Source organism: Enterococcus sp. AZ156, from assembly GCF_051714165.1.
Classification (GTDB): domain Bacteria; phylum Bacillota; class Bacilli; order Lactobacillales; family Enterococcaceae; genus Enterococcus_B; species Enterococcus_B pernyi.
The window spans coordinates 2,277,225-2,296,930 of record NZ_JBIORI010000001.1 but is presented as its reverse complement, the minus strand read 5'-3'; the positions used below and the strand labels follow the sequence as shown (position 1 = coordinate 2,296,930).

General features: G+C 38.2%; 12 protein-coding genes and 1 riboswitch. Of the genes, 11 read left to right on the top strand and 1 reads right to left on the bottom strand.

The window, feature by feature from the left end; translation table 11 throughout:
• Window positions 1-82 precede the first annotated feature (82 nt).
• Entirely contained in the window at window positions 83-2,161 is a 2,079-nt protein-coding gene (locus tag IGJ95_RS10890) for an LTA synthase family protein (RefSeq protein WP_438761861.1), read from the top strand.
• A gap of 364 nt (window positions 2,162-2,525) precedes the next feature.
• Window positions 2,526-3,392, top strand: coding sequence for a helix-turn-helix domain-containing protein (locus tag IGJ95_RS10885; protein WP_010734713.1), 867 nt, complete (start codon window positions 2,526-2,528; stop codon window positions 3,390-3,392).
• Between the two features lie 180 nt (window positions 3,393-3,572).
• On the opposite strand, the gene ndk is transcribed toward IGJ95_RS10885, so the two are convergent.
• Window positions 3,573-4,007, bottom strand: a complete 435-nt coding sequence (gene ndk, locus IGJ95_RS10880) for a nucleoside-diphosphate kinase (protein WP_010734714.1) — start codon at window positions 4,005-4,007, stop codon at window positions 3,573-3,575.
• Window positions 4,008-4,150: 143 nt separating this feature from the next.
• A riboswitch (M-box (ykoK) riboswitch) is annotated at window positions 4,151-4,323 on the top strand.
• 343 nt (window positions 4,324-4,666) lie between these two features.
• Here ndk and mgtA point away from each other — a divergent pair.
• The 9 genes from mgtA (at window position 4,667) to IGJ95_RS10835 (ending at window position 19,652) form a co-directional block, all read left to right on the top strand.
• Window positions 4,667-7,315 (top strand): magnesium-translocating P-type ATPase, encoded by a 2,649-nt coding sequence (gene mgtA, locus IGJ95_RS10875; RefSeq protein WP_023520136.1) that lies wholly within the window; start codon window positions 4,667-4,669, stop codon window positions 7,313-7,315.
• Between the two features lie 1,391 nt (window positions 7,316-8,706).
• Window positions 8,707-13,551, top strand: a complete 4,845-nt coding sequence (locus IGJ95_RS10870; RefSeq protein WP_153830177.1) for a beta strand repeat-containing protein — start codon at window positions 8,707-8,709, stop codon at window positions 13,549-13,551.
• A 31-nt stretch (window positions 13,552-13,582) separates the two neighbouring features.
• The gene (locus IGJ95_RS10865; protein WP_010734718.1) at window positions 13,583-13,966 is read left to right on the top strand and encodes an LPXTG cell wall anchor domain-containing protein; all 384 of its coding nucleotides are present in this window, start codon (window positions 13,583-13,585) and stop codon (window positions 13,964-13,966) included.
• Window positions 13,963-14,688 (top strand): WxL domain-containing protein, encoded by a 726-nt coding sequence (locus IGJ95_RS10860; protein WP_023520133.1) that lies wholly within the window; start codon window positions 13,963-13,965, stop codon window positions 14,686-14,688. Before IGJ95_RS10865 ends, IGJ95_RS10860 begins: the two co-directional genes overlap by 4 nt.
• Window positions 14,689-14,726: 38 nt before the next feature.
• The gene (locus tag IGJ95_RS10855) at window positions 14,727-15,515 is read left to right on the top strand and encodes a WxL domain-containing protein (protein ID WP_019724078.1); all 789 of its coding nucleotides are present in this window, start codon (window positions 14,727-14,729) and stop codon (window positions 15,513-15,515) included.
• 17 nt (window positions 15,516-15,532) lie between these two features.
• The gene (locus IGJ95_RS10850) at window positions 15,533-16,270 is read left to right on the top strand and encodes a WxL domain-containing protein (RefSeq protein ID WP_438761859.1); all 738 of its coding nucleotides are present in this window, start codon (window positions 15,533-15,535) and stop codon (window positions 16,268-16,270) included.
• 155 nt (window positions 16,271-16,425) lie between these two features.
• Complete coding sequence (locus IGJ95_RS10845) at window positions 16,426-17,517, top strand: DUF916 and DUF3324 domain-containing protein (protein ID WP_023520132.1); 1,092 nt, start codon at window positions 16,426-16,428, stop codon at window positions 17,515-17,517.
• A gap of 121 nt (window positions 17,518-17,638) precedes the next feature.
• A complete protein-coding gene (locus IGJ95_RS10840; RefSeq protein WP_023520131.1) occupies window positions 17,639-18,202 on the top strand; it encodes a hypothetical protein in 564 nt (187 codons plus the stop codon).
• On the top strand, window positions 18,180-19,652 hold the full coding sequence (locus tag IGJ95_RS10835; protein WP_438761857.1) for a helix-turn-helix domain-containing protein: 1,473 nt from the start codon (window positions 18,180-18,182) through the stop codon (window positions 19,650-19,652). The genes IGJ95_RS10840 and IGJ95_RS10835 overlap by 23 nt, the downstream gene beginning before the upstream one ends.
• Window positions 19,653-19,706 lie beyond the last annotated feature (54 nt).

Sequence of the window (19,706 nt, the reverse complement as noted above, 5' to 3'; positions counted from 1 at the left end):
AAAAAAACAGATTTTTTTAGCAAAAACTAAATGTTTAGGAGCAAAATAGACAGGAACAATAATTTAGAGAGAAGTGGTGACTTTGACACAACTAAAAAAAATTGGCCAACATCAAGTACTCATCGTTTTGATTGCTGGCTTTTTCTTTTGGATGAAAACGATTTTTGCCTACTATACTGATTTTTCTTTAGGCGTAGAAGGAAGCATCCAAACGTTTATTTTATGGATCAATCCAATAGCGACAACGCTATTGTTTTTTGGGATTTCTTTGTATTTTAAGAAAGTCAGAACAAGTTTGATCGTTTTATTTATCATCGATTTTTTAAACACGTTATTGCTATATTTGAATATTATTTTCTATCGTGAGTTCACAGATTTCATTACCGTTAAATCAGCACTAGGTTTCTCCAAGGTTTCCCAGGGATTGTCTGGTAGCTCTTTTTCTTTGATGAAGCCTCATGATATCCTTTATTGGATCGATATCGCCGTCTTTGCTTTTCTGCTGATTCGCGTATTTATAAAAAAAGTACCATTGAAAGCACCCCCTGTGCGTAAGCCAGTGGCGGTTGCGGTGACTTGTTTGTCTGCGTTGATCTTTTCTGGCAATCTGGCAATGAGTGAAGCGAATCGCCCTCAATTATTGCAACGGACATTCGATCGTTCTTATATTGTCAAATATCTTGGACTTGATGCCTATACGATTTATGATGGGATAAAAACAGGGATCACTAGCAGTGTCAGAGCGCATGCAAGCAGCAATGGCTTAGATGAAGTCCTCGATTACACCAAATCTCATTACGCTGTTCCTGATCCAGAGATGTTTGGACTTGCAAAAGGAAGAAATGTGATCGTATTGCATTTGGAAAGTTTTCAACAATTTTTGATCAATATGAAAGTAGATGGACAAGAAGTCACTCCTTTTTTAAATAGTCTCTTTACCGATCAGGGAACAATCAGTTTTGATAACTTTTTCCATGAAGTTGGACAAGGGAAAACCAGTGATGCTGAGAACATGTTGGAAACCGGGACGTTTGGGTTACCCCAAGGTTCGTTGTTTACAGAATTAGGTTCAGATAATGTGTTCCAAGCTGCTCCAGCCATCTTGGATCAGACACAAGGCTATACCAGTGCGGTTTTTCATGGGAATGTCGGTAGTTTCTGGAATCGTGATCATGTATACAAAAATCTAGGGTATGATAATTTCTTTGATCGCTCATATTTCGATGATTCAGATGAGATGCTTGGCTATGGTATTTTAGATAAAAATCTATTTCGAGAATCCGCAAACTATCTCGAACATTTGCAACAACCATTTTATGCGAAGTTTCTTTCTGTCACGAATCACACCCCTTATTATACAGATGACAAAAACTTTGATTTTCCTTCGTTAAATACAGGAAATAGTACCGTTGATAATTATGTGCGAACGGCCCATTATTTAGATCAGTCGCTCAAACAGTTCTTTACTTATTTGAAAGCTTCTGGGATTTATGACCATTCGATGTTCGTGATTTACGGGGATCATTTTGGTATCTCAAATACGGACAATAAAGACCTTGCTTCAGCACTAGGAAAAGATCCAGAAACATGGGGCGATTTTGATAATGCGCAGATGCAAAGAGTACCGCTGATGTTCCATATTCCAGGTTATACAAAAGGAACAGTCAAACATGAGTATGGTGGTGAAATCGATGTATTACCAACTTTACTCCATTTATTAGGAATCGAGGACAAAAATTATATCCATTTTGGTACAGATTTACTTTCACCTCAACATGATCAAGTCGTGGCATTCAGAAATGGGAATTTTGTCGCGCCGGATTACACCGTATTAGGTGGAAAAATCTATGATACGAAAACAGGGGCATTACTTGAAGAAAACCAAGCAGCGGAACAAAAAGTCGCACAAGAACAAAATCAGGTAAAAACAGCTTTGAGTCTTTCTGATAAACTCAATCAAGAAAATCTTTTGCGATTCTATGTGCCAAGTGGATTTACGACGATCGATCCTGCAAAGTATGACTATAAGAATCAAGTGCAACGGAACCAACAAATTGAAAAAGAAAAAGGTGCAGCCTCAACAAGTGTCTATTCTAAAAATCATGATCAAACAACAACCAATCTATACCCTGCAGAGGATGGATCGGCGGACAAACCATAGACATGGCTAGATGTCGGTGAAGGAGCAAGCTATCTGAAGGCTTCTTTCACAACCTATGATAAACGGTGTTCAAGTAGCTGACCTTCAACACTAAACAGAAAAATCAAAAAATATCAGGAACTATTTTCTGCCTTTTCATCTTACTGTTCAGGTCAAAGCGCTTCTTTCACAACCTTACTAAACTTCTAAAAAGTTGTAATTTCACTTTTTAGAAGTTTTTTTATTGTTCTTCAAATATTTTTTTTATTTATGCGTACTTAATTAGTGAATGCAATAAATATTTCGATAGTTATTTCTCTTTTTCGGTTGTTGTTCTGACGAAGAGGATCTTATTGGAAAATGCACACACTAAAGGAGGCGTATTATGCACGATGGAGAATTGATCAAAAAATTACGGGTAAGTCGCAAGTTGACACAGTCACAATTGGCAGAAGGGATCTGTTCAAAAACTTCGCTTGTGGGGATCGAGAATCGTACGATCAAAAAAATTTCTTTTTTAACACTGATGGCATTTCTTGATCGGTTGAATATCACACTTACTGAATACGAATCGCTACGAAATCAAGTGGAAGAACCACGGAAAACGAGAAAAACACGTAATCTTTTGAATAAAGTTCAGGAGGATGATTTTGATCCCTACAAAGAAATTGCCGACAATCGCAAGCAATTTAAGCGAACGGCTGATCTTTACTATCTCGTACTGAATATACATATGTATTGGAAATCAAGTGTGAAGCCAGATATCCAATTGGAATTTTTGGGATATGAGATACGAATGATCGAAGATTACTTTATGAAACTGAAAGAATTTGGTCGATATGAACTAGACTTATTAGCAGAGTTCCCCTTTATTTTCAGCGATTCCTTTATCGAAAACAATTATTTGAAAATTAAAAAACGAATGCGTAAAGCAATGAAGTCAGGTTATGATCAGTGTTTGTTTCTTTTTTTAAAGAATTTGACTATCTATTATATCGACAAAAAAAGATATAAAAAAGCACGAAGCATCAATGAAGATATGTATCGTTGTTTAGGTTTGAAATCAAAGACAGCAGTCATTTACGAGAGTTTGATGTCCGATTATTATCGTCGATTGATCGCCACCGCATTAGGGGAACCCATCAAAAAAGAGGAGTTTGAGTCATTATTTGCAGTGATCGAGTATACCTTAGGCAAAGAAGAGCGAGATGAATTAGAAGAAAAATTATTGTCTATCCAAGCACAACGCTAGAGATTTGCTGAAGGCGGCTATTTAGTGGGCATTTGACTTAATACAAAAGGAAAACCAGTCCCTCTAGTATTGAGTCAATCCTCTCACTAAACGTGTGGAGCATGACCTCTAACAGAAGGACTGGCATATCAATAAGATGATCAAAAATTTATGCACTCAAAAAGTCAGTGAGCAAAAAATTTATTTTTTCGCATCTTCTACTTTCTTTGTATCGAATGGCGGAAAGAAACGTGTGATCTCAGTATTGGCTGCATCTCGTGAATCCGAAGCGTGAATGATATTTTCTGTACCAGGTAAGGCAAAATCGCCTCTGATCGTCCCAGGAACGGCATCCGCTGCTTTTGTTGCACCGACCATTTTGCGTACGAGATCGATCACATCTTCACCTGTTAATACCAGATAGACGACTGGGCCAGAAGTCATATAGTCGATTAAGTCATCGAAAAAGCTTCGATTAGATAGATGTTGATAGTGTTCTTTTGCTAGTTTTTCAGTCATCGTCGCGAATTTCATTTCAGCGATTGCGAATCCTTTTTCTTCAAAACGCTGGATGATTCGGCCAATCAAATGACGTCTTACCCCATCAGGTTTGATAATAACAAGTGTACGTTCCATATCCTTCACTCCGATCTGTTGTGATAGGTTCATTATACCTAGAGAAAGAAAACATGACAAACGAATCCCTTAGAGTTTCAATTTTTTTGAAAATGTGTTTGACATTCCAGCCAATAGTTGTTACATTAGGTGAGGGAAAACTGAATAAGATTTGTTAGGTGAGGCTCCTATACAAACATAGGCTACTGCCCAAAAATGTCGAGAGACGCCAATGGGTAGAACAGGAATTGTCGAGATAAGGCTTTTCATAAGGTAGCTAAAAGCGCTTTTGCTTTTTACGTTGTATAGTGCCAAAACTCAACGAGTAGATCATCCATGCTTTTTTTTGTGCACTTTTTTGACCTTTCGCTGAGTTTTGGCGAAAGGTTTTTTGTTTCTCACCAATCTGTTTTTTCAAATAAAAAGGTGTTAGAGGGTGATCAAGTTGGGAAGTTGAAGTATCCAGTAGTCGGCCAAGAAAGTAATTTAAGTAAACGAAAGGAGATGAGAACAAATGGATGAAAGTCCGGTGTACAAGGAGACAAAGCGTTGGTATGTTGAGACTATTATCTATCTGTTCTCAGCGCCTTTAGAACACTCTGTCTCCGTTGATTAGATAAACGATCAAGCGCACAACAGATATCAGTGTGTGCTTGATAAGATCAAAGGAGGAACACGAGATGGAAAAAAAGAAAGAAACAAAAAAAGTCTACGCTGGTTTTGCTAGTAAAAATAAGCAACAGTTATTTGACTTATTTCAAACAACACAAAAAGGCTTGTCTTCAGAACAAGTAGAAAATTTAAGAGAAACTTATGGAAATAATAGTATTTCATATGGAAAGAAAACGCCGTTTATTGTAGAAGTGATCAAGGCGTTTATCACCCCTTTCACATTAGTATTGATTGCTTTAGGAATTATTTCTTTTATCACCGAGTATCTATTAGCTGCTCCAGCAGATAAAGATTTGTTTGGTGTAATCATAATTTTTGCCATGGTGTTAGTCAGTGGCACGATGACCTTGATCCAATCCGTACGTTCGAACCAAGCTGCTGAAAAGTTGAAATCATTGGTGAAAGTAACAGCTGCCGTAAAACGAGATGGTGAATACAAAGAAATTCCTATGGAGGAAATTGTTTGTGGCGATCAAGTTCGTTTGTCAGCGGGAGATATGATCCCAGCAGACATGCGGTTGCTTTCTGCTAAAGATTTATTTATCTCACAAGCGGCATTAACGGGTGAAAGCTATCCCGTTGAGAAACATGCGACTGTGTGCTCTGGAAGAACACAAAGCGAAACGAGTTATGAAAATATTGCATTCATGGGAAGCAATGTGATCAGTGGTAGTGCAGAAGGTATCATCATCTCTGTTGGGAACGACACGATGTTTGGACATGTGGCACAAAACTTATCACAAAAACCGATAAAAACAAGCTTTGAATTAGGCATCCAAAAAACATCCATGTTGTTGATCAAATTCATGGCATTGATGGCACCAACTGTGATCGTGATCAATGGATTTACAAAAGGAGACTGGTTAGAAGCATTCTTGTTTGGTTTATCAGTCGCTGTTGGGTTAACACCAGAAATGCTACCGATGATCGTTACGACAAATCTGGTCAAAGGTGCCAGTGCTATGGCAAAAAAAGGAACAGTCATCAAAAATCTAAATGCCATTCAAAATTTTGGTGCGATCGATGTCCTTTGTACAGATAAAACAGGTACATTGACTCAAGATAAAATTATTTTAGAATACCACATGGATTGTGAAGGAAATGAAAATGACCGAGTACTGCGCCACGCCTACTTGAATAGTTACTACCAAACTGGATTAAAGAATCTTTTAGATGTTGCCATTATCGATGAAGCAGTTGAGACGTTAGATACAGAGAAGATTCGTTATCAAAAAGTAGATGAAATCCCCTTTGATTTTGAACGTAGAAGAATGAGTGTCGTGGTGGCTGACCCAGCTGGAAAAACGCAAATGATCACAAAGGGTGCAATCGAAGAAATGTTAAGTATCTCTTCATACATCGACCTTGGTGGTGAAGTCAAACCATTGACTGCTGAACAAAGAGAAACAGTTTTGGCGAAAGTGAAGGACTTGAATGAAGATGGGTTGCGTGTGATCGGTGTCGCGCAAAAAACGAATCCAAGTGTCGTTGGAGAATTTTCAGTGAAAGATGAGTCAGAAATGGTCTTGATTGGCTATCTTGCTTTCCTTGATCCACCAAAAGAAACAACCAAACAAGCATTGAAAGCTTTGAAAGATCATGGTGTTGCTGTAAAAGTATTGACTGGTGACAACGAGTTGGTCACACGTTCTGTTTGTCGACAAGTAGGCTTACAAATCAATGAATTGATCACTGGCGAGAAAATCGCTGAGATGTCTGATAAGGAATTAGGAAAAGTTGCTGAGGCACATGATGTCTTTGTCAAATTGAATCCGCAACAAAAAGCACGATTAACCACTGCCTTACGTAACAATGGTCACACAGTAGGTTTTTTAGGCGATGGTATCAACGACGCACCAGCAATGAAAGTCGCAGATATCGGTATTTCAGTAGATACAGCAGTAGATATTGCAAAAGAATCAGCGGATGTTATCTTGTTAGAAAAAGATTTGATGATTTTAGAAAAAGGATTATTGTCAGGTAGAGAGACTTTCGGCAATATTATGAAATACATCAAAGCGACAGCTAGTTCAAACTTTGGCAACATGTTTTCTGTCTTAGTAGCTAGTACATTCCTTCCATTTTTACCTATGCTACCGTTACAAATTTTATTCTTAAATTTGATTTATGATGTATCTTGTATCTCTTTGCCATGGGATAGAATGGATAAAGAATATTTGCATGAACCAAAAAAATGGGAAGCATCAAGTATTGGCAAATTTATGGTGTACTTCGGACCAACGAGTTCCGTTTTTGACATCACGACCTATCTATTGATGTACTTTGTGATTTGTCCAGCAGTGGTTGGTGGAAGTTACCATACATTGACTGGCTCACAACAAGTTCTATTTATCGCATTGTTCCATGCTGGTTGGTTTGTTGAATCTTTATGGACGCAAACCTTAGTGTTACATGCGTTACGGACACCTAAAGTGCCTTTCTTGCAAAGTAATGCCACTTTTATTATGTTTTCAATTACAACATTAGGTATTCTAGTAGGTTCTGTTCTTCCTTTTACTAATTTTGGTGAAGGACTAGGATTGTTACCATTACCAGCTAACTATTGGATTTGGTTGATCGTGACTGTTATCGCTTATTTAGGATTAGTTACATTCATGAAAAAAATCTATATCAATAAATTTGGAGAACTATTGTAAAAGAAAATCTTTTCTGCACTTTCGTACGAGGAATTTGAGCATCCTTCAGGTAAGATTTCAATAAAAAAATAAACTTCATTTAATTGGTTCGCTTATTCTATAAAATTTTAGTGAATCGTTGCATCGTTCCATCAATAGTAAAACGCTGATAGATTAGGTATTTTAAATACCTAATCTATTTTTTTTCTGCGCTACTAAAAAAGTCAAGTACTCGCGTAAGTTATATTTAAATAATTTTTCAAAAAAGAATAAATTATATTTAAATATAACGGAAACAATCGTTATACAATGTGTTCGAGCGATTGTTTAAAAGCAATCTATTATTACCCGTTGCCAGCTATTGTTATGTTGGATAAAGAAAATCTATGATTCAAGTAAGACTCAAAATGCTTGATTTTTAGAAAAACTAGATAACGATAAACCACTGATATAGCAGTTCGATCAAACATTGAATCAAATGGATCATTTGTCTCACTTCTTGACTCGCAACGGGATAAGGGGGCGAAGAATGGATCAATTGAAGCAATCCGACGGGGAAATACTCTTGGGAAATACGATCATAAGAGTATGCTGGGAATCGTGGCTTCAATAGAAGCGGGAATGATATATTGTCGTAGTTACTCTAAGTAGATTTAAGCGAATAACTAATGATAAGTGAGTGTAGTTAGGGTTACGGTCACGGTCACGAATAGTTGCGCTATCGTTTATAAAAATAGCTGTTTGTTTAGATCGGTAGCTAATAATGTTGAGACAGGTAGATAAAATTTTTGTTACAGAGGTTTGAGTCGAAAATAGTGGAGTCTAAAATTGATCCTTTAAGGTCGGAACATAAGTGTTCAAACAAATAAGCCATCATTCATGAAAAATTGTATTTTACAAATTTTTATGAATGATGGCTTATTTATGAAAAATGGTGTTTGGGAATAGAATGTATTCATTTTTGAAGGGATTACGCATGGTCATTCGATGAGTATAAACAAAAAAATAAGATTATAATGCAAAACTCGAAATAAAAAAACAACAAAACGCACTCGGAAAAATAGCCGTTTAAAAAAATGACTGGTTCTTTACTATAATATAATTCATGAAAATTTCATTCGTTTTTCATGGTAGAAAATTAAATAAGCAGAAAATGGGTGATAAAGCGAATTAGCGACACATGATTAACGTTGATATAACAGCTTTTTTACTTTCAATTGTTTTTTTGAAATCGCTTGTTATTTTTTAAAGTCAAATAAAATGCTCTGAAAAAAATTAATCGTTTTTCAGTAATAAAGAAATTTTTTTTAAAAATAACTGGATTTAACATTATACAATACAAAAAGAATCAAGCAAGCAATAATAATTATCAATAAGTTAATTTTGTTGTATGAAGCAGAAGGGAAGATAAGATGAAAAAAAATATTGTTATGTGTGTTGCCGCAATGCTTCTTTTTTCAGGAATAACTTCTCCATTGTCAACCGTCGTGCAGGCAGTGGATGCTGAAAATGACTCAGTCACTCTATCACCCACAACTCAAACAGAAGAGTCGATTGATCAAACCATGCAAAGTGAAGAGACAGTCACACAGACAACAGAATCAGTAAAAGAGGAGGTGAAACAGTCAGAGGCGCAGACACAAGAATCGACGACTGAAGAAAAACACTTTACTTTAACTTTTATGACAGATAGCACTCATTTATTCGAATCAGGAGCGGAAGTTAAAGAACTGACAGTGAAGGAAAACGAAAAATTAGCAAGTAATGATATTCCGAGTTTTGCGGATGATCAACCATTGAACGGTTGGGAAGTTGAAGGCAAACTCTATACGAATGAAGAAATCAGCCAATTAACAGTGACGAAGGATCTACAATTAAAAGCAGTATTTAAACAACAGGCGTTCCGCTCTTTGAGAAGTACAGATGCTTCGATCAAAGATACGATTGCTACCGCGGATAAGACGAAAGTACTTGTTGTACCAAATCCCACAGATAGCACGCAAGCTTACCAGACATATGCTGCATCAGATGCCGGAGTAAAAGCGGCATTAAATGATTTGTATCATGCGGGCAATATGCAAGATTACGTTATGTATATTGGATCAAACGTCACATTAACAGCTGCAACAGTCGCTAACAATATTCCAAGTACGGTCGATGCAACTAATGCTACGTTTGCCTCATTAAAAGATAAAGTAAATAAACTAGTGATCACTGGCCATTCAGATGATCCAATCACACAAGATTTAACGGTACCATCTGGTGCAAAAACACTTGCTTTTACTGCGAATGCTTACTTTGGTTCAACGATTACTTTACGAAATATTAGCTATACCGGCTCTTACTTCTATATGAATGGACACAGCTTGAATTTGAATGGGGGAGCAAACGGTAATGGTATTTCAATCTATGGTGGAACCAATTCAGGAGATGTCGTAGGGAATCCGGTAATCACCATCAATACGACAGGTTCTTATACATGGAATATCTTTGGTGGTAATCAAAATGGCGGCACGCTGAAAGGGAATACGAGTATCGTTATCAACAATACGAATAATGGGGGAATCAATACATTAGCAGGAGGAGCTAATATTGGTACCGTTGATGGAAACGTCTCTACGATTATCAATAATGCGGGTGGACGAATCACGAATTTGTACGGTGGTGGAAATGGAACCAGTGCGACCAATACAGCAAATGTTACGGGCACTGTATCTACAACTATCGGGATTACAAATAGTGCAACAGGGTTTCAATTAAGTACCTTTTATGGTGGTGTCATCTACGGGAATATTGGTGGAAAAGTAACCAATAACATTTCAGGTTATGGTCGTTGGTACGGCGCAGGGGAACGATTCATCGGTGGGTCCTCTCGAGGAAATATCGGAACCAATCGTTCAACTGACGGAATCGAAACAAATTTGGATAGTAGTTTATACAGTGCTGGACGGGCAGAATTTGAAGGCGGCAATCGTTATACCGGTACGGTCACTGGGAATATCACGAATACGGTCAAAGCAGGAACCCCATCTGCCGGTGGAATCAATGACTTCAATGGGGGCGCCGGCAATAACGTGGTTAAATTCAATAAAAGTGGGATTGGGGCATCAAATGAAACAACCTATGATGCGTATACACCACAACAAAGAGCGGATTTAGCCAAAGCTGCAGCAGAGTTCAAAGTCTTCGGTAACATCACCTCAAAATTAGTCAGTGGTTCATTCAATAATGGTGCAATTTGGACAACAGCAGCAGGTCGCGGTGGCTACATCGAAGGTAACACAACGATTGAAGTTGGAACGGCTAATGCAGATGGTTCAATCGGCGGAGCTGGCTTTGCCTATTCCGGATCAATGCCAACCGATTTAGCCTATTCGACCACGAAGAAAAATCGTGGGGAAGCTTCTGATTGGGACGTTGTAGGTGGAGGTGGTTATCCTGCTTCAAATGATACATGGGACATCTATATTAAAGGAGATACACAAACAGTATTAAATAATACTGTAGCGCGATGGACTTATGGTGGTTCTTATTCAGGGGTTATTGAAGGAAATAGCTCAAACATATTAAATGGTGGAATCGCTGATACGTTAGAAGGTACAGGCTATGCAGGTACACGTGTGTATGGTAACGGACAAACCATCGTCAATGATGGTCAAGTAGACTGGTTCCTATCTGGTGGCGGATGGGATGACAAAAAAATTGTCGGAAACGTAGGAGTGACCGTTTATGAAGGCGTCATTAATGCTTCTATGGGTGCATCCTATGGCGCAAGTGGTGGACATACTGTCACTGGAAATTCAGATAATCGCATCTATGGTGGGAACTTCTCTGGTACTCCACGAACTGGTTCTAATGGCTTTTCTGGTGGTATCACAAACTATGGGTCACTACTTGGAAATGCTAGTTTACTCATCGATTTACGAAACTATGACGGTGAATTCAAGTTGCCAGGTAATACGTATATCACAGGTGGACGACCATATGGACAAAACACGAATTTGGGGACATCTGCAGACAATACGATTACGTTGAATATCTTTACCAAACCAGGTGTGGATTCATTAAATGGTGCGAGCATTTATGGGGATGGTGGTAGTAATGCTGCGTACACCAAAAATGGCTCGATCCAGATGAATATCCAAGCGGAGGGTTCTAGTATTGGTAATCTGTATGCTACACAGTATTCCAATATCAGCAGTGGGAAAATTTTGCGTAATGTTACTGCTAATGTTCAAGGAGCGGTCAGCATCAACGGTTTATCCGGTGGTTCAGCGAGTGATAACTTTACGAATACGATCGCTAGTGCTAGTACAAACAAAGTCGTGTTCAATTTTGGTGAGACTGTCGATGGTACAAACAACTATCAAACTGATCCAATCAATCTTACTGGACTAGGCATCGTCAATTTCACCGAATTAAATGTAACAAACGGATTGAAATTAATGGCAAATGGCGGAAATATCAAAAATGGTTTATCTGCGACTGCTGCCAATCATGCAATAACCTATCATTCATTTGGGGACATCCATCTGTCAAAAAATGCTGGGATCGGCGTTTCAACTTCTAGTAACTTAATTTCAGCAGCTAAGTTAACTATAGAGGATGAAGCCACTTTAGAAACGATTCCTGGAACAGGAAAAGTCAATATTTCAGATGTCGAGTTTCCTGATCCTGCAAAAGATGAATTAGTCTGGATCAAGTCAACTACTGGAGATTCAGCAACGCAAGTAGATAGTACCGGTACATGGTTCGGTGCAAATCAAGCCTATCAAGTTTTGACAATCAATCCAACGATTGCCAATGCAACAAAGCTAACACCTTTGAATTTCAGAGGAACTGAAAAAGCAACTGGGAAAAGCTTCATCGGAGATAACGATGTCTCAAAATCCGGTAGTGGTTATGGTATCGCCATATCTGGTTCAGTTATCGATTATGAAGTAGAAAATCCTGGGATCGCTCAAGGCAAAGGAAGTATTTTTCATGACGTCAGTGAAGTGAAAGAAGGAAATGCGCCATTAGTCCTGAATGCATGGGGAACAGAAACTGCAGGTACAAAAGTTCAAAAAGGACGCTTGGTGATTCCATCAGGAAAAGGTATTACACCAAAATTAAGCTTTGAACCAGAAACACAAACAACTGGTTCATGGTTGTACCAAGCAGAAATCATCAGTTCAAAAAAAGGAGATACCCCGACAACGATTGCTGAACAAAAGGATTCTTCAACGATCGATTGGCAATCGCCAGATAGCGAATACAGTTATGAAGTCAAAGTGAAGTATTCGAATGCAGCTGAGCTTTCTGCTAAAAATGTGATCATTTCTGAAAAAGAAGCACAAGATTTAGTCGATAAACAATCGATTTTAACATTGATGGAGGCGAAGGGACGTCCATTCTTTACGGATTCGATCACCGCTGATGTGATGGACGAGATCAAGCAACCACTAACTGCAGATGAAGTTTCCAGAAAATATGTCATTGATTACAAAGTCGGTACGACAGGGAATGAAAAGGAACAACAAGCAAACTTGATTGTTGTAAAAAATGAAGCAACGATTTCGACGGATCGCAGTTTTGCAGTCTATGCAAAAGATGTTCGGATGAGTTTATCTGATGCCAATGGGTTGACGTCTCAACAAGAGTTGAATCAACGAACACTGGCACAAGTGATCTTAGCCGATGGCAGTGCGAATCAAGTACCAACGTTGACAGACGCAACGTTTTCAGCAATCAAGAATGCGACAGAAGCGGAAGTTTTAAAAAATGTTTCAACGACGTATAGCTATCAACTAAATGGAATAACAACTGAAAAAACAATCAATGTAGCAATTACAGGGACATTAGAGCTTAAAGAAGTACCAAATACGATGAATTTCGAGACACAAAAAGTTAAGACAACGACTCAAACGTATTGGCCATTGATCGAAGGTGATTTGATCGTGAAAGATACAAGAGGTTCTGAACGGGATAGTTGGCAATTGACAGTCACTGAAAAACAACCTTTGACTTCGGGGACAACCCAACTTTCTAATACACTTTCATTTACAGACGGTACAAAGAATACCGTACTCGGCCCCAATGCAGTGATCGTGGAAGAGAAGACACTGACGACAAATGGTGAATATCTTGTCAATCAAGAGTGGGGACAAACGAACAACAAAGGAATCAAGTTAACTGTTCGTCCGGAAAAACAAAAAGTCGGAAGTTATCAAGGAACATTATCATGGTCATTGGTTGCAGCACCTGGTAACCCATAGAAAACACGACGATAGAGAATAGGTGGGAAAGATGAAGAAAAAAAGGTGGAAGATCCTTGTGTTGTTAGGACTTCTTTTTACTCAAACGCCAATTGGTCTAGCCGATGAAGAGCAATCGTTCAAAAGTGAGGGTGTTACAGGATTTTATGGCACCTATGAATATCCTGAAGCAGGAAGTAGCAGTTCCGAAGAAGGGGTGGGTGAGCCAACTTCCCCCAGCTCTACTCAAGAGGATCAAACGTCCTCTGAAAAAAATGGAGCAACTGTGGAACAGCAAGAGGCGATACAAGGGGATAGCAAACAGTTACCAAAAACTGGAGAATACAGAAGTAAACAATTTACGATTATTGGAAGTTTCCTTCTTTTGATCGTATTGATAATTATTGTTATAAAAAGGAGAAGAAGAGAAAAATGAAAAAGACAACGTTGTTAACAGCTGGAATTATTTTATTTAGTACACTAGTAGGAACAAGCACAGTATTTGCTGCGGATGAAACTGCAAGCTATGAGACAAATGGAGTGATCGCATTTGAAGCAGATACCGATCCAACAAACCCGGTTGATCCAACTGATCCAACAAGTCCGGTAGAACCAGTAGATCCAACTGATCCAAATGGACCAAATCCAGGGACGAACGGACCATTATCAATTGATTTTGCTTCAAGCTTCCAGTTTGGGAAACAAAAAATCACTACTGTCACAAAAGACTACTATGCACAGATCCAAACATTCAAAGATGGAACAGACGGACCAAACTACGTCCAAGTAACAGACAAACGTGGAACACAAGAAGGATGGAGCTTATCTGTCAAGCAAGACAGTCAATTCAAAACTGATGCTGATGAAGAGTTATCTGGTGCAGTACTATCCTTAAGTAACGGTGCAAGTGCATCGATCATGGATGATCAATACAAACCAGATCTAGTAACACAAAACACATTGACTCCTGGAAGCGAATCAGTCTTGATGACTGCTGACGCGGGTAAAGGCATGGGAACTTGGATCTACAAATTTGGTACGGATGCCACACAAGGCGCAACTGCTGTAAAACTTAACGTACCAGGTAAAACGGTCAAATTAGCGAAAGAGTATAGCACCACATTGACATGGAGCCTTAAATCTACTCCAGCACCATAAAAGAAAAAGGCAGAAAATGAATCACTTTGGGGGATCGTATGAAAAAAACAGTAAGTGGTTTAATGATCATTAGTCTTTTGACAGGAGTTACGGTTACCGTCCAAGCAGTCGATCAAGCAAAGTATACAAGTAACGGTACGGTCAATTTTATACCTGATACGGAACCAACCGATCCAGTCAATCCAATCGACCCTGATCCAGACAAACCGGTTCATCCAACTAATCCAGATGGAACCGACCCAGAACCAGGTACAAAAGGGCCACTATCGATCGACTTTGCTTCAAGTTTTGATTTCGGCATGAATAAGATATCGAATAAAACAGAAACCTATTATGCCAAAGCACAGACTTATGTAAATGACGATGGCACATTTTCGGATCTAGTCACACCAGATTATGTCCAAGTGTCTGATCACCGAGGAAATAATGCTGGTTGGACATTGAAAGTATGTCAAAACGGTCAATTTAAGAACGATGACACATTAAACAACACGTTGACTGGCGCGGTAATCGAATTGCAAGATCCGGTAGTCAAATCAAATGCAGAGGGTGTGGCTGCACCGACTGCGACCACTGAAATCGCCTTAGATCCAAACGGTGCAGAATCGATTGTTCTAAGTGCAGGACAAGATGCAGGTTCTGGCACGTGGATCGAAGCGTGGGGGGATAAAGTGGAGACAATCACAATGAAAGACCAAAAAAATAAAGACGTATCCTCAATGGTTACAAAAAGTGTTTCATTGACCATCCCGGGTAAAACGCCGAAAGATGCAGTCACGTACTCAACAACATTAACTTGGAATCTATCTGATACACCAGGAAATTAAGAATGGAGAAAATAAAAATGAAAAAATCACAAATGATCTTATTATCAACAATGTTATTAGGCGGAGTATTTAGCACAGTTAGCGTAGCAGCAGCTGATGGTGGAGAGTATACTTCAAATGGTGTCATCAATTATGTGCCAAATACAGAGACGACTGATCCAGTTGATCCACTTGATCCAGAACAACCAGTGACGCCAGTTGATCCAACAAATCCTGATGGTAAGCCAAATCCAGGTACAAATGGACCATTGTCGATCGACTTTGCTTCAAGTCTAGTCTTCGGTGAACAAAAAATCACGTCTAAAACGCAAACATACTATGCTGCAGCACAAAAATATAAAGATGCAAGTGATGTTGAAAAAGAAGGACCAAACTTTGTTCAAGTATCTGACAACCGCGGAACTGAAACAGGTTGGACATTGAAAGTAAAACAAAATGCACAATTCAAAACAGCGGAAGACCAAGAATTGACAGGTGCAAAAATCACATTATCAAATGGTAATGTCGTGACTGGTTCACAATCAGCAAAACCAACAGGCGTTGCAACTTTCAGCTTAGATCCAAGTGGTAGTGAATCATTAGTGATGAGTGCGAAAAATGGTGAAGGTGCTGGAACGTATTTGATGGATTGGGGAAATTCAGTGGATACCGCGAAAAATAGTATTGCACTAGAAGTACCAGGTTCAACGGCAAAATACGCAAAAGCTTATCAAACAACGTTCACTTGGACGTTAACAGATGCGCCAGGAAACTAATCGAATACAATCTGGTCAAGGCAAAAATGAAAGAACTTTTTGTCTTGACCTCAAAAAAATTGGTGCAACGCAGTGATATTAGTTACCTTTGAAGGGATAGAACGCTTCTGTCATAGCCTCGCCAACATCTAATTTATCAGGGAGTTAAAAATATTATGAAAAAAAGATTTATCCTTATTGTCAGCCTCATTGTTGCCATGCTAAGTATGGTTCCAGTCCAATCAACTTTTGCATCAGAATTTAATTTTGCGGTTACCCCAGTGATTCCTGAAAATCAAATCGATAAAGAAAAAACATATTTCGATCTATTGATGGAACCTGACAAACAACAAACAATCGAAGTCCAATTACGCAATGACACAGACAACGACATCACGATCGAAACCACGATCAACAGTGCAACAACTAATTTGAATGGTGTGGTGGAGTATGGTGAAAATAAAATTGAACCCGATAATAGTTTGGTTTACAATTTAAAAGATTATGCGAAAGCAGAGCCAGAAGTGACGTTACCAAAACATTCGGAAGTGACAGTGCCAATCACAGTCACGATGCCAGCAGAAAAATTTGATGGTGTCATGGCAGGCGGGATCACTTTTAAAGAAAAAACGGATGACACTCAGGACTCTTCTTCCGAAGATAAAGGATTAGCCATCAAAAATGAGTACTCTTACGTAGTTGCATTATTGATCCGTCAAAATATGACAGCGATCAAGCCTGATCTCAAAGCAACGAAAGTGGAACCCGCACAAGTCAATGCGAGAAATGTGATCAATGTACATTTGCAAAACCCTCAAGCGGTTTACTTGAATCAATTGAATGTAGCAACAACGATCACGAAAAAAGGATCAGCTGAAGTGCTGTACGAAAGCCAAGCCGAAAGTATGCAAATGGCGCCAAATTCTCACTTTGCTTACCCCATTTCTTTAAATGGTGAAAAGTTGGAAGCAGGGAAGTATACGATGAAGATGACTGCTTACGGCGAAAAAGCTGAAGATGGAGAATACAAAGTCAAAACTTCTAATGGCTCTGAGGAAACCTATAAATATAAATGGGAATTTGAAAAAGACTTTGAAATCAAAGGCGAAGTTGCTAGGGAATTAAACGAAAAAGATGTGACGATCGAACAAGACAATACTTGGATCTATCTATTATTCGGTATCCTATTATTATTGATTCTTTTACTTCTATTTATTTTTTGGAAAAGAAAAAAACAAAAAGATGAAGACGAATCTGAAAATAAATAATATCAATCCCTGATAAAAAAACGTCTGACTGATCAAATAAATAAGATCAGTCAGACAATTTTTGCTTGGAAACGAATGGTTTCACTTACTTAAAATGTCTAATCAAAAAAGGGGGAGAAAAGTGAAAAGACAAAAAATCGCCATATTAGGAACACTTTTGTTCGCGGCAGTCTATTTTGAATCTTCCAACTATATATATGCAGAAACGATCATTTATGATCCGTTGAATCCAACAGAAGAAATCCAAATTCAACCAGTTACTCCCCAACGGCCTGTAACGGATGAGAAAGAAGCAAAGGTTGAACACACCGAACAATCACAAGATACTGCAATTATAAATAACGAAAAGCAGAAAGTTGAAGAACAACCACCAGCCGAATTACCGTATCAAGATTCTTCAATTCCTAAAAAAAAGCGACCAAACAAAACAAAATTATTAGATAACCAGGGCGATATTATTAGCCAGATTGCTAGTACATCACGTAAAATAACCTTAGATGATCAATTTTTTTCTGATGATCACTCTCATAGCCAAGTGATGTTGCCACAGTCGAGTGGTTCTGGTTCTGCTAGTTCAGATAATAGTCAGATGGCAGCAATGAGCTACTTATTTTCAGGTACGATACTCTATGGAGAAAAACCAGAAGGTAGAGGAAATCAAAATGTTCAAACTATTTTTAGATAAGCCAGCGCAACGAAAGTTAGAGTTGCTACGTTATTTGGAAACAAAGCCACTTTTAATTGAAAATCATGAAAAAGTGCTGGAAGAATTGGATATCTCTTATTTTTTGCTGAATAAGTCAATGGAAGAATTGTCACATGATTTTGTGGACTATGGGCTAACGGATGAATTTCAACTGTTTTTCGAAGGAAATAACGTCCGACTGATTGAGAGTGGTCGAGGGAATTCGACAATTTTAGGTGAAATGTATGTCCGCCATTCCTTTGGTTTTTTGATGTTACAAGAAATATTTTTTGAAACGTTCGAATCTGTCAATGACTATGCAATCAAGAAATATATCAGTCATCCCCTCGTCTACCAAAAGCTGAAAGACATGCGTACGAGATTAGCAGACAAAGAACTTACAGTCACAAAAAAATTCTTACTAAGTGGGGAAGAAGGCTCTGTACGTGGATTGGTGACGTTTTATTTCACCAAATTATACGGACGGGCTTATTCGGTTTATCCAACAGAGATCACGAAACCAGTGGAAGAATTGATTCGGTTGCTTGAACCGAAATTCGCTGCTTCTTTTACAGGTTTTAGTGAAACAAAACTCCAACATTTTCTTTCAGTCAGCTTGATTCGAATAAAGCAAGGTTGGCGAATGTCCGAGAATAAAAAAAGTCAATTGACATTCAATAAAAAAATGTTAGAAACTAATGATTTCTTTCGAAGCATATTTTCTTGGCTTGAAAAAGAGGCAAAGATCGATACGGAAAAAGAGCTATATAGCGAAGCGCAACAGATTTTTGCTTATCTTGTTGTCGAAGGCGCAATCAATGAGCCGGAACTTATTGAGGGAGTGACACTAAAGGAAATACTTGCCTTGAATGACTTATTTCTTGAAGAACTTGGACAAGCATTTATTCTCTCAGAGAATCAGCTAAAAGAAATCAGAAGACAGCTGACGGTCTTGCATTTGAAGATCAAATATTTCAAAGAAGAAAATATTGATGACAATAACAACCTGGATGTCACTTATTTTTATGAAATGTATCCAGAATATTTTTTGTTTTGCAGAGATTACATCAAAAAACAAAAAAAGAACAAGCAAATTTGGCTCGCAAAAGAATTTTTATTTTTTCATTATGTGTTAGTGATGATGGATATATTACCCATCGATCAACAATTGAAACCGCTCCGTATTTGCATTGATTTTTCCTTTGGACCACAATTTAATGCGTTGATCAAAAATAATATCCAGAAAATCTCTGACTTGAATATCATCTACCAAACGAAGGCAGATGATGAAACAGATCTACTTTTGACAGATAAAGAAATCTGTTCTTTTGGAGACTTGTTCCAAATCATTTGGTTAGTTCCTCCAAGGGCAGTCGATTGGGCTAATTTTACGAATCAATTATTAAAGATTCGTAGAAATAAAATAACTAAAATGAATCCGAATAATTGAGTACGGAGGGTGAGTGTAATTATTACTCATAACAAAAATGCTTGAGATCCCATT